11 protein-coding genes and 2 pseudogenes are annotated in these 15,125 nt (G+C 66.8%); 4 read left to right on the top strand and 9 right to left on the bottom strand.

Translation table 11 applies throughout. The features are described from left to right. Positions 1-76: 76 nt before the first annotated feature. Entirely contained in the window at positions 77-4,081 is a 4,005-nt protein-coding gene (locus HTV45_RS03625) for a CHAT domain-containing protein (protein WP_215204124.1), read from the bottom strand. A 210-nt stretch (positions 4,082-4,291) separates the two neighbouring features. Here HTV45_RS03625 and HTV45_RS03620 point away from each other — a divergent pair, with 210 nt between their 5' ends. From HTV45_RS03620 to HTV45_RS03610, 3 genes and pseudogenes are all read left to right on the top strand, one after another. Continuing rightward, positions 4,292-4,648: a hypothetical protein gene (locus HTV45_RS03620; RefSeq protein WP_215204123.1), complete on the top strand. Its 357-nt coding sequence runs from the start codon at positions 4,292-4,294 to the stop codon at positions 4,646-4,648. 3 nt (positions 4,649-4,651) lie between these two features. Next, a complete protein-coding gene (locus HTV45_RS03615) occupies positions 4,652-5,584 on the top strand; it encodes a hypothetical protein (protein ID WP_215204122.1) in 933 nt (310 codons plus the stop codon). A gap of 402 nt (positions 5,585-5,986) precedes the next feature. Beyond that, positions 5,987-6,815: pseudogene (locus HTV45_RS03610) on the top strand (IS5 family transposase). Here HTV45_RS03610 and HTV45_RS03605 read toward each other — a convergent pair. Then, positions 6,807-7,289, bottom strand: coding sequence for a hypothetical protein (locus tag HTV45_RS03605; protein ID WP_308309098.1), 483 nt, complete (start codon positions 7,287-7,289; stop codon positions 6,807-6,809). The pseudogene HTV45_RS03610 and the gene HTV45_RS03605 overlap by 9 nt on opposite strands. Before the next feature lie 154 nt (positions 7,290-7,443). On the opposite strand from HTV45_RS03605, the gene HTV45_RS03600 reads away from it, so the two are divergent. Continuing rightward, positions 7,444-7,764 (top strand): hypothetical protein, encoded by a 321-nt coding sequence (locus tag HTV45_RS03600; RefSeq protein ID WP_215204121.1) that lies wholly within the window; start codon positions 7,444-7,446, stop codon positions 7,762-7,764. A gap of 940 nt (positions 7,765-8,704) precedes the next feature. On the opposite strand, the gene HTV45_RS03595 is transcribed toward HTV45_RS03600, so the two are convergent. The 7 genes and pseudogenes from HTV45_RS03595 to HTV45_RS03560 all read right to left on the bottom strand — a co-directional run. Beyond that, entirely contained in the window at positions 8,705-8,956 is a 252-nt protein-coding gene (locus HTV45_RS03595) for a hypothetical protein (protein ID WP_215204120.1), read from the bottom strand. Positions 8,957-9,030: 74 nt separating this feature from the next. After that, complete coding sequence (locus HTV45_RS03590; RefSeq protein ID WP_215204119.1) at positions 9,031-9,474, bottom strand: hypothetical protein; 444 nt, start codon at positions 9,472-9,474, stop codon at positions 9,031-9,033. A gap of 48 nt (positions 9,475-9,522) precedes the next feature. Then, a complete protein-coding gene (locus tag HTV45_RS33895) occupies positions 9,523-10,557 on the bottom strand; it encodes a hypothetical protein (RefSeq protein ID WP_251691216.1) in 1,035 nt (344 codons plus the stop codon). Then, positions 10,554-12,536: a hypothetical protein gene (locus HTV45_RS03575; RefSeq protein WP_215204118.1), complete on the bottom strand. Its 1,983-nt coding sequence runs from the start codon at positions 12,534-12,536 to the stop codon at positions 10,554-10,556. The genes HTV45_RS33895 and HTV45_RS03575 overlap by 4 nt, the downstream gene beginning before the upstream one ends. After that, positions 12,533-13,288, bottom strand: coding sequence for a TIR domain-containing protein (locus HTV45_RS03570; RefSeq protein WP_215204117.1), 756 nt, complete (start codon positions 13,286-13,288; stop codon positions 12,533-12,535). The genes HTV45_RS03575 and HTV45_RS03570 overlap by 4 nt, the downstream gene beginning before the upstream one ends. Before the next feature lie 12 nt (positions 13,289-13,300). Then, entirely contained in the window at positions 13,301-14,593 is a 1,293-nt protein-coding gene (locus tag HTV45_RS03565) for a helix-turn-helix domain-containing protein (protein WP_215204116.1), read from the bottom strand. Positions 14,594-14,841: 248 nt separating this feature from the next. Further along, positions 14,842-15,047, bottom strand: a pseudogene (locus HTV45_RS03560) (transposase); the annotation flags it as partial. Positions 15,048-15,125: the final 78 nt, after the last annotated feature.

The following is a 15,125-nucleotide window of genomic DNA, read 5'->3' as shown; positions in this document are numbered from 1 at the left end:
CCGGCCCACGACACTCGCCCGAACCGCCCCTGAACAGGGAAAACGTCAAAGTGCTGCGGGAGTACTAAGAATAAGGTCAGGCACCGCTGTGAAGGTAGGCAGCCCAGAATGACGGGATGCGCGGATTTGCGTCCCGCACCGCTCGTACCGCATTGTGCAGCGCCTCGGCGGCCCTACGTGTATCGAGTACGTTGTCGCTGGTGTGCAGCTGGGTGTAGAAGCTGTCGGCCACGATGACCGCGCTCTCGTCATTGATTTCCCAGAGGGAGCCGATGACCTGGGGAAAGCCAGCAAGCTGAAAGGCAGTAGTCAGGTGGATGGCTTCGTTGGCCAACGCGGGGACATCGATGGCCGCTGTACGGCAGGCGGACAGATAGGCCAGCTCTGCCCCACCGAGTTGAACGGCGCCGAGGCTGGCAATGGTGAACGGATCATCAGCGTGGTCGTGGAGGAGGAGCAGGCTCTGGGACGGGTCGATGGGATGACTGTCTCCGTGACATGCGAAGTGCACGATCGAGCAACTCCGCAGTTCCGACAGGACATTTGCCTTGGTGGGCAGTCGAGACTCAGGGATTTCTCCACCGGTGCCGCTTTCCTCCAAGAGTACGCATTCGGACAGATGCCCCTGCACTGTGGCGACCTCGTCGCGGATGAAGTCCAGTCGGCCTTCGTGGGGAAGGCCAGGGGTGGTGGGCATGGAGACGATCAGCCCCCGGGCGGACGCCGACGGCGCCGTTGTCGAGCGCCGGATGTGCTCGCGGGCAGAGCGCAACGCGCGCACGGTGGGGGTGTAGGAGGAGATGACCCGGTCCATGACACTGCGTCGGTCGCCAGGTGGGGCAGTGTGGTGGCCGGCAGCATGGAGTGGCAGCTGCCCCAGCAGTCCACCTGGTGCCCACCAGATCCGGGGCCATCCGTCGTCGGCTGCCAGTTGGCCGGTGTGACCAAGAGCGTCCAGCACCGGTTCCATGGCGCTGTCCCACAGCCACTCCAGCACGGTGACCACTTGAGCCTGCCCTTGCTGCCGTCGGGGTTTGCCTTCGCCCGATATCGCCATCGACAGTGCGTCCTGGAAAGAGGTGACCTTCTCGATCACGGTGTCAACGGTGAGCTGCGGAAGTTCGAGATGGGTAATGGCCGTGGAGGTCAGGAGCAGAGCAGCGCTTCCGTGTCCACTGATGACGAATGCCACCACCGGTCCCTGCCAGGTCTCGGCCAGGAGCTCCTCGACTGTGGGTGGGCTAGCGAAGGAATGGAAGCCGTCAAGACCGCGGATTTCAGCCAGGGTCGCGGTGAAGTCCGCTGCCAGGCGATGTCGGTCCTGTGACAGGCGATCCCGCCTTGCCGAGGGCTCTTCCTTGGTTTCCTTGCCTGGGGCAAACGTGTCTTCGGGCTGATCGAGCTGATCACGTAGTGCGCTGAACCGTTCCGCGAGTTCCGGGTGCCGTTCGCGTAGTTCGGTCAGGTCGCTGCGGGCGTCCAGCGCCGTGCTGAGGATCGTGGCACGTCCCGCTTCCAGTAGTCGCAGAGCTCGCGTCGCACGCTCGCTGGCGCTCCCCGCCGTGTCGGAGAGCGCCAGGGCGGCGGCATCATCAGCGAGTCCGGCGAATTGGATCAGTGCATGGTGTACGTCACCCTGCGCGAGCCGGCGCGGTGTGACCGCGGGCATGAGTCGCACCGCAGCCTCCGCCAGATCCGCTGCCCGCCCCGTGTCGTGCGCCGCCAGCAGACCCGCCGCGAGCCACGCTGCTTTGACGCGGATCCAGGGTACGGCCGGCTCGGCTTCCGCCACCTCGGTCCAGGCGGACACAGCTGTGTCCAGGTCTGCCGCGTTTCCGGTCTGCCGGAATCGGTCTTGCAGGGCGATCCCGAAGTTGAACAGCGATACCGAACGCCCGGCATGATTGGCGGGGCCGGCGTGCACGGCTTCGCGATGGCACTCGATGGCCGCGTCCAGATCCATCAACGCACCACTTTCCTCGAAGCGGTCGCGCAGCGAGTTGCCCAGGTTCGACAGGTACGTTGCCCGTTCGGGGTGGTCGGCGGGGGTAGCCTGCACAGCCTCCCGGAAAAGACCGACAGCCAAGTCCAGGTCGGCCGTCGCCCCGTCCTCCTTGAAGCGGTCACTTAGCGCGTTCGCGAGGTTCGACAGGGAGCCCGCGTACGCGGCATGGTCGGCAGGTGTGGCCTGCACCGCTTCGCGGTGATACTCGATGGCCGCATCCAGGTCTACCGCCGACCCGAACCGGCCGAAGCGCGCACGCAACGCGTTACCCAGGTCGGCCAGGTACGCCGCGCGCTTGGGATAGTCGGCAGGTGTGGCCTGCACCGCTTCGCGGTGATACTCGATGGCCGCATCCAGGTCCGCCGCCGACCCGAACCGGCCGAAGCGCGCACGCAACGCGTCCCCCAGGTTGGCCAGGTACGCCGCGCGCTTGGGATAGTCGGCAGGTGTGGCCTGCACCGCTTCGCGGTGATACTCGGTGGCCGCATCCAGGTCTACCGTCGACCCGAATCGACGGAAGCGCGCACACAACGCCACTCCCAGGCTGTCAAGACGATTTGGGAGCTGCATGCCATCCGGGGCAGTGGTCGCCACGGATTTCCGGTGGCAGTCGATGGCCGCATCCAAATCCTGCACATCCCCGGTCCGCCAGAAGCGGACGACAAGCGTGAACCCCAGGTTGTCCAGGTGCAGCGCCCGGTCGTCATCCGCGACAGCCGGCGTGCGCAGGGCCATCTGGTGGTAGTCGACGGCCGCATCCAGGTGTGCCATCTCCCCGGTATGACGGAATCGGGTGGAAAGCGCACCGGCCAGCCCCGAAAGGTACGTCGCCCGCTCAGGGTTGTCGCCGTCGGCTTCCTGCACGAGCCCCTGCAATAGGTCGATAGCAGCGTCCAGGTCAGCTGTCACCCCCGTCACATCGAACCGGGACATATACGCGATCGCCACGCTGTACTGGTACGTTGCGCGATCAGGGTCCTCCATCGCGGCGGCATGCACCGCCTCCGTGTAGCAGTCGAGGGCCGCGTTCAGATCCGCCACCGCTCCTGCCTCATCGAACCGGGCTTCCCACGCGAGCCCCAGGTTGTACAGACGGTCCGCGCGGTCGGCATCGTCAGCAGGAGTGGCCTCCACAGCCTCCAGAAGATGGTCGATGGCCAGGGAGGCATCCTCGATCACCTGGGTCCGACCGAGCCGGACAATCAATGCGAGCCCCAGGCTGTACGAGCGCTCCGCGCGGGAAGGGTCGCAGCCAGGAGTGGCCTCCACAGCCTCCAGGAAGAGACCGACAGCCGCGTCCTGGTCCGCTGGTACCCCCGTGCACGCGAACCGGGTGTCCAGCGCGAGCCCCAGGCTGTACAGACGGTCCGCGCGGGCAGGGTGGTCCGGAGGAGTGGCGAGCACAGCCTCCTGGTAGCAGTCGACAGCCGCGTCGATGTCCGAGATCAACCCGGTCACATTGAACCGGCCGCCCAGCCCTCGCCCCAGATGGCCCAGACGCTCCGCACAGTCGGGGTCATCACCCGGTGTGGAGAGCACCGCCTCCCGGTCAGCATCAATGGCTGCATTCAAGTCCGTCAGCGACTGTGTCTGACCGAATGTGAGATGCAGAGCCCACCCCAGACTGGTCAGCGTTGCCGCGCGTTTGGGGTGTTCCGTGGGTGTGGCCCCACTGATTCGCTGCCACATCGCCGCGGCGGCAAAGACCTCTTCCGGTTCGAGTGAATCCTGTGCATGCTCGAGGACCCGACGAGCATCGGGGATCACCGCATCGGCGAGAAGGGGCAGCAACGGCTCCGGCAGGCCCTCCGTTCCCGCGGTGAAACACCGTGTGAACACATCGACGGCGGTTTCGAGCTCCGGGTCCGCATGACCCTGCGTTTCGAGCAGGGCCTGGTAGCGATACCAGTGAAACCAGCCGAGCGTGAAGCGGACGTTCAGGTCGCCGTCGTGGCCCTGGAGGACACCGGCGAGCTGCCGGGCTTCACGTACTCCTTGCCGTTCCAGCGCCGGCAAGAGATCGCCGGTCTCGCGAATCCGCTGCACACGCGCCCGTACTGCGGCCAGCAAGTCCATACCACGTCACCCCTGTGTGATCACCCGACCGGGAGCGATGTTAGATCCTCAAACCCATGCAGCGCATGGTCAGTTACTCGACTACGCTCCCCACCGGACCCGCAGCGGCGGAAGAACGGTGACCGACGGAACAACGGAGGACGAGTGGTCGGCGACCCCAGTGGAACGGCTCGGCGCACAGCTGAGCAACTAGCCATCGTATGCGTCAACATGGAGCTGATCCGTAGGGACTTGCTCACCAGTTCGGACGGGAGCGACGGCCCCCTGGAAGGCCTGCTCGCCGCCGTGCAGGCCGATGGCCAGATAGCCGACGCGCTGGAGGTACTGCATGCCGCATTGCGGGCCGATGGCGACGCCCTGGGACTGTATGGCTACGCCGACGCGGGCACCGGCGTGCGCAGCCTGCGTCCAGCGGGGATCAGCGGCACCTCGTCAGGCAGCTACGGGGGCGAGACCGCATACGTGTGCCCGGCCGACCGTTGCGCGCGCTATTGGTGGCCGGATGGGCCCGCCTCGGTACCGCACTGCGCGATCAGCGGTGCGGCACTCCGCCGGGAGCGGCTGTAGACCATGGGCAGCCTGCTGACAGAGCTGGGCAAGAGGCTCGCCGAGCGGTGGATCTCCCTGCTGGTGCTGCCTGGCACCCTGTACCTCGCCGCGGCCACGGTTGCGCATACCCTGGGTCACCGCCACGCCCTCGACGTCGGCCGCCTCACCGACCGGATCACCGTCTGGGCCCAGACCTCCGTCGCCACCACTCTCGGGGGCCAGGCAGTGCTGCTGGCCGCCGTGCTGGCCGGGTCGGCCACCGCCGGGATCGTCGCCCAAGGCATCGGATCGTTGGTGGAACGACTGCACCTGGCCGCCGACTGGTACACCTGGCCGCCCGTGCTGCGCCGCCTCGCCCACCGCCTTACCGTCCGACGACAGCGCCTCTGGCGCGCGGCAGCCTCGGACTGGCATCGTCACCGAGAAGAAGCCGCCCTCGTCCGTACCCGCGGTGAACGGCTGGATCCGGCCCAACGCCGCGCCGCCTACGCGGCGATGACCCGTGTGGCCCCCGAATACCCCGACCGTCCCTCCTGGAGCGGGGACCGCATCCATGCCGTGGCTGTGCGCATGGATCGCGACCACCACCTCGACTTCGCCGCGGCCTGGCCACACATATGGCTGCTCCTGCCCGAGGAGAACCGCGTCGAGATCAACGCCAGCCGCCAGGCCCTCGCCCGAGCCATGGTCCTGGCCGCCTGGGCCCTGCTCTATCTGCCCCTCACCATCTGGTGGTGGCCTGCCGCAGCGGTGACCGCCACCCTCACCCTGACCAGTTGGCGGCGCACCCGCACCGCCACTGACACCTACGCCACGCTGCTGGAGGCCGCTACTCGCGTCCACGCCCGTGACCTCGCCGACCGACTCGGCTTGGACGCCACCGGCCCTCTCACTGCTGAGGCCGGTGACGCCCTGACCCGTCTTCTGGTGCCAAGCACACCCCGACTGCCGTAGCCTCCTGGCACAGCCTGACTATGTCGGGGATCTTGGCGTACTGCTGCCGGTGATCATGGGAGTGGGCAGTCTCGCGGGTGTACGGGCCCGCGAGACTCCCAAGGAGTACGGGGTGTCGGTCCGCCCCCATCCGGTTGTCGAGGTCCCACTGCTGAGCGCACGGATGGCACGGGCCGCCAACCCCGGCCTCGTCGGTTTCTGCACGATGCCGGCCTTCGCGAAGAGCGGACGGGACTGCTACGGCCTCGCACCGAATACACGGGCGCGATTCGAGCGCTCGGCCGACGACGCCGAGGCGCGGCAGTCTGGCTATGCTGCTACAAACGACTCGTCTGACTCACCACATAGGACACGGTCTTAGGCGTCGTCTCTTATGGCGTGATCGTTCGTTGAACCGTAAGCATGACGGATCTGGTTGAGCGGCTGGTGCCAGACGAATTGTGGGCGCTGTTTCGGCGGGTGGTGCCGCCGACGGCGGTGATACGTCCGCAGGGCGGGGGCCGGCGGCGGGCCGGTGACCGCGAGGCCCTGGCCGCGATCATTTTCGTGGCCACGTCAGGCTGCACCTGGCGGCAGCCCCCACCGGTGTTCGGACCGAGTTGGCCGACGGTGTACCGACGCTTCGCTCAGTGGAGCCGAGCCCGCGTCTGGGCCCGGCTCCACCGCGTCATCCTCGACGAACTCGGCGCCCGCGGCGAGGTCGACTGGTCGCGGCGCGCGATCGACTCTGTCAGCCTCCGGGCTGCAAAAGGGGGCCTCTGACGGGACCGAATCCGACCGATCGCGGCAAGCTGGGATCGAAGATCCACCTGGTCACGGACCGGAACGGACTGCCACTGTCGATGGGCATCTCGGCCGCCAACACGCACGATAGCCAGGGGCTTGAGCCGCTAGTGCGGGGTATCCCGCCCATTCGTTCCCACCGCGGACCCCGTCGTCGCCGTCCGGCGAAGCTGCACGCCGACAAAGGATACGACTATGACCACCGGCGCAGATGGCTCCGCACACGCGGCATCCGCCACCGCATCGCCCGCAAAGGGATCGAGTCCTCACAGCGACTCGGGCGCCACCGATGGGTCGTCGAGAGGACAGTGTCCTGGCCGGCTGCCGCCGACTCCACCGCCGTTACGAACGCAAGGCTGAACACTTCCTTGCCTTCGCCGGCATAGCCGCGGCCCTCATCTGCCACCGCAGACTCGTCCGCATGGACGGGCAGAACCAGTCAGTGTGAGGCTCCGACGCTGTAGATCCAGACACGGAAAGGCATGACCTCCGGCTCGGTCTCGGTCTGCTCCGCAGGACTCTGCACGTCGTCCAGTTCCGACCAGGCGATGACGCCCGGCTCGTTGTCGGCCAGAAACCCCTCGACGACCGGACCGAGGTCCTCGGAAGCCACATAGGTACCGCCGAACGGCAACACATCCGGGGGCACAGAACCGGTTGCGCACCGGAGCTGCCCGGCCTGCTTGTCATGCCACACATAGAACGTCGCCACCCCGGGAAAGCCCAGTTCGCGAACGCGCCCCCGGGTGGCAGAAGCAGTCCGCTCGAAGGCAGCCACCACCTTGGAGACGGACAACGACGTCCTGTCCTCGTCTGTCGCACCCAGCGACCAGGTGTTGCTCTCCCACTCCATCCGTCGGTCAGCAGGCTCCAGTACCAGGGGCTCGTCCGCCACCTCAGCGATCCACGTCAACAGCACCACCGCAGTATCCCTGCACAGCTCGGGCCCCAAAGAACCACCATTAGAAACGACGTCTTAGACCGTCCGCCGCTACCTCCGCCCGTTCAAGGCCGTCACCGCCACGCCACCCACACACCGCCCGGCTCCACGGCCCCGCCGCATCGTCCGCTGGATCATGACCGACCCCGGCAACCTGACCGCCCAGGATGCCGCCGACCTCAAGGAGCTCCGGACCAACTGCCCCGAACTCGACGCCGTCACCCACCACGTCCGCGACTTCGCCGCCATGATGCGTGACCTGCGGGGCGACCAACCGCCCGCCTGGATGGAGCGCGTCCTCGCCGATGACCTGCCCGCTCTCCACTCCCTGATCAACGGGCTGAGCCGCGACATCGACGCCGTCACCGCCGGACCCTCCACCCCTGGAGCTCCGGCCAGGTCGAAGGGCTGGCCACAAGGACGAAACTACTCAAAATGCAAGGATGTGGACGAGTAAACCTTGACTTCCTCCGCAAGCGTGTACTCCTCACGCCCTGAGGCTGCTCCAGCAGGTCAAGACGGCCTTGATACCAGGGAAGGCTGCGCCGTGAAGCCGGCTCAATAGCGGTGGTTGGGCCAGTGTGGGTCCTCCCAGCGGACGGGGCCGGTGAGTCCGATGAGTCGTAGCGGTGAAGCAGTTCCTCGGGAGCGTCCTGGGCTTGAAGCCGCGTAGGGGCGTGACGGACCAACCAGGCCGCGAGGTCGGTGCGCAGGTCATCTGCGTTGTCCCACGCGTCCCATGGAAGTTGATCGCCCAGAAGGTCGTACTCCCAGTGGGCAGCCGCTTCGGTCAGGTGCCGGTCGGCAACGCGGTCTTCGAGTGCCTCCCAGGTGTTGAGCCAAGGGCTGAGCGTGGCAGATGCCTCGGCGCACAGCGCGAGGACCTCATGCACGGGGACGGCCGGCTCCGATGCGGCGAGAGTGTGAGCCCACCAGGCACGCAGGAACTCCCGCACCGCCGCGCTCTGGTGCTCAGGCCATGCCGCCAGTGGCCGCGAATGAACGAACGTCCGACCTCGTGCATGCCAAACATGGGCTCCACGAGGGCACTGACCAGCGCCCTGGCGAATTGAGGCAGGATACGGCGCAGCACCGCGCCGTGGTCGTTCCAGTCGGGGGCATCCCAGGTGCGACGCAGAAGGTCCGGGTCGAGCACCACGTCCGGGATCTTCAATTGCGCAAGCTCTTCTTCGCTGCCCCAGTGGCAGTCACACTGGGTCTCATCGCTGGGGGCGGTCATTCCGCGAAAAGTGACGTCCAAGCAGTCCAGAGCACAGTCGAGTCGGAGCCGTGCGGGAGTGTCGTCGGGGTTCATCGTGTCGGCACAGCCTCAGGGGGACTCCGGGTGGCTTCCGCCAACCGAAGATCACAACCCCACCGGGCCCCATCAGCCATCGTCACGGCAGTTGCCCAGTTTCCCAGCCGCTTACAATGGCCGGGCAACCAGTCACAAGATCAGCGCCAGAGCCGAATTGCATGACGCTGATCATGTAGATCGTGGGTAAAAGCGTGACCGCTGACAACTCCTGCGACGGCTGTCCATAAATGGCCTGCTGGCCGGAGGGCGACCCTCTTTCCTGAACTTCGACCAGGTACTCACGGAAGGTGCGGTACGGAGCTGAGTTGGGCGGCGGACGCACCAGCTCCACTCCGTCCACGGTGCCGGTAGCTACCGCTTCCCTCTGCCTCACGGATCGCCCACGACAGCCTGTGTGTGCAGAACTCAGTCCTGTGGCGGGTCGGGGTTGTGGCCGTGGATGGTCAGTCCGGTGATCCGGCCTGATTGGATGACTGGGCCGTGGTGTACACCGCCTTTGACGTGGTTGCGTACGGTGCCCGGCCGCGCCGCTCCGCTCTGGAGGTGCTGCAACGACGTGAGCAGTTCGCGCAGTTCGGCGCTGGAGACGGCGCGGGCCTCCAACAGGTGTCGTAGGTATGCGTCCCACTGTTCGAGGGTCTCGGCGGCCTCGTGTGGATGGCCAGTGGACTGGGAGGCGAGGAGCCTGCCCCGCGCGACGTCCAGATCGGCGATCGTGGAGTTGCCTGGATCGTTGCGTGAGAGGAACCGCCGCAGGAGTTCGCGGGCGTACGTCCAGGAATCGGTGACCATGAGTGAGACCAGGGTGGTCGCTCCTGACGCGGTCAACGCGGCCAACTCGCTGTCCATGGTTCTCCTTCAAGTAGATCTGGGCTTTCGAGTATTCGGCCGTCTGCGTCATCTGGGGTGTTCTGGCTCTTCTGGCTGGTCGTCCGCGTTGGAAGTGAAGGCTGCTGGCGGGTCGTAGCGGCGCAGCAGTTCATCAGCCGTCTCGTGTTTGTCCTGCGTTCTGATGATGTCGGCGATCTGCTTGGTGAGCATTCCCCGTCGGTCATCTCCGATGGTGAAGCCCATGCCGGTGAGGAAGGCATCGAAGTGGTCAGAAGCTGTCGGTTCCCGTTCGGCAGGCGTGGAGGTCTCGCTGGACGTGGGGATGCGGTCCTGAAGCCGCTCGGGGATATCGGCGTCGTTGGCTGCGGATGTGAGCTGGGCAAGGAGACCGAGGTCTGCCACGGTCTTCTCTATGTGGTTGTCGTTCTTGGCCAGCCACCAGACCACCGCGCTGCCAGTGTCCTTGAGTACGTCGTCTCCCAGATATTCGCGCTTGCTCTGCTCGTATGTGCGCTGGTGTTCCCAGACAGCCTTGTCCTTGCGGATCTCAGCGAGTTTGGCCAGCCGTTCCTGGTCGGGTTCGTGCAAGGTGAGCGTGACGTTTTCTGCCATGACTTGGAGGTGGCCGGTGTGGTCCGGGCGCATTCTGCTGAGGGCACCGCTCAGTTCGTGCTGGACGAGTGAGGCCCGGCCGGGCTCCCGCTGTTCGGTGAGTGTGCGGGCGCGGTCCAGCACCGCTTCGACGGCGAGGCCTGCCGGGTTGAGGACGGGGTCGTCGCCGTGGGTTTCGAGAGGGTGCCACCGTACGGTGGCGGAGAACACGAAGTCGTAGTCGGTCCATTTACTGGGCAGTGCGACGCGGCTGACGTGGTGTTCCCTACGCTCGATCGGGGCGGCGGGGAGGAAGTTCGTGAAGTCGGAGGGTAGAGAACCGCGGCGCATCGTTGCGACCTTGAAGGCTGCCGCAGGAGCGCCGATGACGGCGAAGGCCAGGGCGGCCCACGCCCATGTGGGCCATTCCTGCACCAGGCCGAGGATGGTCAGCAGTAGGGCACACAGGACGGTGAGGAAAACGATCGTCGTCTTGCGGCCAGTGGTCATCGTGTGGTCCCCCTGGGCGGTGCGGCCGGCGGGCGTAGGCCCTGGGCCGTGGAGATCTTCTGGAGTAGGTGTTCGGTGGTTGCGGCGCCGGATGCCCGTCCACCCGGGGCGGCGGGCTCTGCGGCGCGGGCGGCCGAGTACAGCGCTGCGAGGGTGCTGCCGTTTCGGCCTGCGGCATCGACCAACAGAGCGAGCAGCCGGTCGCGATATTTGTCGGCAGTGCAGGCTCTGTGCAGCCATCGTTCGGCGTACGGCTGCCAGTGCGGCTGCGGTAGTCGGGCGAGTGCCTCCGCCCAGCCTGCTACCACGCAGTCCTGGACGCCCTTTTCGTCGATGAGCGGGCGAAGTGCGCCAGTTGGGTCCGTGAGTGCCACGGGGTCGCAGATCCGCAGGAAGAGGCGGGCGTCGACGGTTGGTGCGGCCGAATGACAGGTGAGGCGGTCGAGCATGCGGCGGCGAAGTCGGGCACTGGTCGCTGCCAGGCGGCACAAGGCATCGAGAGCGGGGGTGGCGCCGCGTTCCCGGCGGGCCAGGTGATGTAAGCGGGTCACGGCCTGGTCAGGGTGAGTGGGGGCGATCACGTCAGTGCAGGTGCGTAGGAGAACATGCGCGAGGTTCCCCGTCAGTTGCTTCCCCTTACACCAGTTGTAGACGAGCATCCGCAGGCTTCGGCTGTACCGCGGGTCGTATAGACCGCAGGCCAATGTGTTGACAGCGGCCTCCAGCCGGGCACGGCTCGTGGGCGCAGCGCTCCACTCCTCCGCCAGGAATGCCAAATCGATTCCCCGTCCGGTGCGCAAGTACTGGTCGGCGAGTCGGCCCACCAGTCGCTTGCGTAGGTCCGAAGTGATGTGCGGATCGTCCAGCTCCGCACTCTGGGCGGTCCAGGTGCTGAACAGGTGCCGCAGGTCAGGCATGTGGTCCCAGAAGTGGGCGCGGACCGCGGCGTCGTAGTCCAGCCTGGCGAACCGTACGCGGCCATCCGGCCCGGCTGCTGCACCGATCTCCGCCAAGCGCTCGGCCAGGTCTTTGCCTTCGAGTAAAGGGGCCCCGTCCCGAGGCGTATTGAGGGTGCTGAGCAGGAGTGCGGCGCCGCGGTGGACGAGGTCAGCATGCGCGCCGTGGAGCATGGCGGCGGCAAACACCAGCGCCCGCTGTTGGGCGGCGCACTTCGTCGAGACGAGTTCGGCGACCTCCTTGCGCCACTGCGTGCGTGCGTCGCGGGACTGCTCGCACCAAGCGGCGAACCCACCACGAACCGGAGACGCGGCACGAGCTCGGCGCACGCGGTCGGCGAAGTGCGCGATCTCCTCCATCGGCGGCTGTTCTGCCAGGAATTCATCTAGCGCCGGGGCGGGAACCAGGTACTCCTCGTACGGCATCTGGTGGAGCCGCAGATGCCGACGGAAGACCTCCATGGCCGGCGGGCGCGCAATATCGGCTCGGTAGGGCTGGAGGTGAGACTCCAAGGCGCCATCATGCGGCATGACGACCACCAGATGCGCCTGCTGTTCCTGCACGGCCTTGCGCAGAGCAGACAGGTCCCTGCGCGTCTGAGCCCACTGGGAGACGTCCGCCTCGGCAAGGTTCAGCAGCAGCCGGTCACCGACGCCGACCAGACTGGGATCGGTGAGGGCCCCCTCCTCCTCCCCGGGCAGAAGCTCGCGGAAGATACCGGCGCCCTGGTGAACCTCGTACAGCAGGACGCAGGCTGCCGCGGTCCTGCCGCTGCCAGGAGCGCCGTGCAGGATCACGGTACTGCTGCCGTCGCGCACCCGGCGTGCCATGCCCATCCCGGCGGGGTCGACGAACTGCTGCCGAACAAGGCGGAGCTGGTCATCTGCGATGCGGCGCGGACTTCGGCCGGGCGCCTCCTGGTCACCAAGGCCCACATTGACGGTGTAGCTGTAAAAGTCACCCGAGCCAGCGTGCACCGGCCCGCCGGGCTGCTCGACGCGCGTGGTGAACGTATCGCTCACCGCTCGTCGTCCTCGGGCTGGCCCGAGTCACCGAACCGGTGGCGGATGTCACCACGCTGATCACCCTCGATACTCGTCATACCGTCGCCCGAGTAGTGCCGATCACCCGAAACATGGCGCGAGTCCTGGTAGATGCTTCCCTGGCCGGAATGCACGGGACCGGTCGACCCCTTGATCACGGTATTGCCGACATCCCCGGTGAAGTCACGGCTCTGCACGGCCGTTCCGCTGACGGCGCCGGCCGAATTGGAGACGGAGCCGGGGCCAGGCGCCGGTACCCCGGCGTGCTCGAGGTCGTACAGCCCGGGAACCATCTCGGCTACCAGGTCGCCCAGGCGCTTCAGGTCCGCCTCGCTGTTCTGTGTGTCCAGCCGCACGGACTGCAGTTCGGCCAGCCTCACCAGCTCGTCCGGCAGTCTTTCCTTGCGCAGGCGTTCCGTCCCCCTGCCTGCGAGGACGGGCACCACCGGCACTCCGCAGTTGAACGCCTCCACAATCTCCTTGCGGACCCAGTCCTCCGGGTCGCGCAGCCTGGACTGGAAGTTGAGCCAGTCGGCCCCGATGATCGCCAGCACCAGTGCGCTGCGGCGCACGCTCATGAGGAGGGCGTCGGGGTAGGTGGAGCCCGGAGGGATGGACCTCGAGGCGCGAAACGCCCGGTCCTTGCCGAAACGGTTGGCAAGCTCGTTGTCGATCAGGGCGGCGATGTCATTGCCGTCCCCCGTGCGGTAGTTGATGAACACGTCGGGCATGCCAGGTTCCTCTCAGGAGACAGGGAGTCGGGATAGCACTGCCAGGCGTGGCTCCAGCCGGCGCACCAGGGCGTGGCCGGACTGGCGGGCCAAGACGCGCGAGAGGCGACGGAGGTCGATCGTCACGGTCGCGGACCGGACAGCCTCCACTCCATCGAGCAGCGGCGCCGACAATGCGCACGCGTGGTCGATCTCACCGTGCGACGCATAAGCCAGCGCCCGGCGTACGCCGTAACGCACCTGCGTACGCACCGCATCAGGCGACACCAGCGCAAGTTGGCGGTCCAATTCCTCGGCCGCCTTCCGCATCTGGCCGAGGTCGAACAGACACCACCCGGTGATCATGCCGACCGAGTCAGGCAGATGCATGCTGCCGATGACGGGAGCGTCGCCCTCGCTCTTCTGGCGGGCCAGCAGTGTCCGGGCCCGGTCCAGAGCGCGTAAGCACGCCTCACCGTCGCCGGCGAGAGCGTGCCCCTGCGCCTCGCGCTGCGCGGCAAGACCCCGGATCCGCGGCGGGAGCGTGCCGCTCTGCGCCCGACGTGCCAGAGCAACGGTCTGCTCGGCATCGTCCTGATACAGCGTGACCAGTGCCCGCCGGACCAGTGCATACCCGGCCAGTGCCCGGTCGCCACCGGCTGCAGCAAGGTCTACCGCGCGCTGCGTCCACCACAGCGCCGCCTGCTCGTCACCCGTCTCCTGTACCAGCCAGCCGACGTACTCGGCATACCGGGAGCCCAGCGCCAGCAACTCCTGGCGGGTGCGGGAATCCACGTGTGCGGACAACTCCCGCAGCGTATGGGTCTGCGCTATCAGCCCGGGCAGCAGGAAGCCGGGCTCAACGCTCTGACCGAGCCGCCGGTAGTGCGTGAACAGCGAACGGGATGCATCCAGCATCCCCACGCCCCCACTCTGCGATACGCGGCTCTGGCCGCCCGTACGCCAGTTCATCAGCGAGGCTGCCCCGGCGCTAACGACCTGCCGCCGACCTGCGGGCTGAAAGCCGCTCGAACCATCCGGTGACAGTTGCATCACCCACTCCTCCTCGTTGACCCCGTAGGGAGCCGGTTCCTTCGGTACGTCAGTAGCGGGCGGGGCGACCAGAGCGATCAGCGCTCCGCTGGCGTGGAGGGCGGCGTCGCACAACCGAGCCAGATCACGGCTGGGCGCTTTGATGCCTCGCTCGACCTTGCTCAACTGTGCCTTGCTGTAGTGCACGACCGCGGATAGTGCTGTGAGACTCAATCCGGCGCCCAAGCGCCGCTTCCTCAGCTCTGCGCCGAACTCGATGGACGGCTGTGGCATGGAAACCTCCAGGACCGTCCATCCAGGTGCAGAGGGGTGCTGCAAGAAAGAGTGCGGCACCCCTGACTGGACGGACAAGGTAAATGGCACTGTTTCCCGTTTCCTCTCCGCAGACGGGAGGCGCTACTCGCGACGAGAGGGACCGCCAGATCGGGCGCCAGCCAGGCCTGGCGCGGAGCGGATTTAAGAGGTCCTAACAGAAGTTGTTGATCATGTGACTATCGGTGTGGTCGTTGGTCTGGTCGAACGACGGCGTGGGAGGCGATCTGGTGCTCGACCCTCGCCTTGCAGTAGGTCGCGTCCAGATAGACGTACGGGAATCGGACGTGGTCCAGGGGCCGGGCACGGAGCGCGGTCAGCGGGCCGTCCAGGTCCTGGCAGACCGCGAGACCTCACTCTTGGATATCCCGGTCTCCGCGCCGAGGGCCTCGACCAGGTCGTCGACCGACCGCGTGAACAGACTGTGGGAGGAAGCCGGATGAGTCGCTGGAACGGACCTCTGGCCCGGCGCCGGGGGGCCACGTCGTCCCGC

The organism is Streptomyces sp. CHD11, from assembly GCF_018638295.1.
Classification (GTDB): Bacteria; Actinomycetota; Actinomycetes; order Streptomycetales; family Streptomycetaceae; genus Streptomyces.
This window is presented reverse-complemented; position numbering and strand designations above follow the sequence as displayed.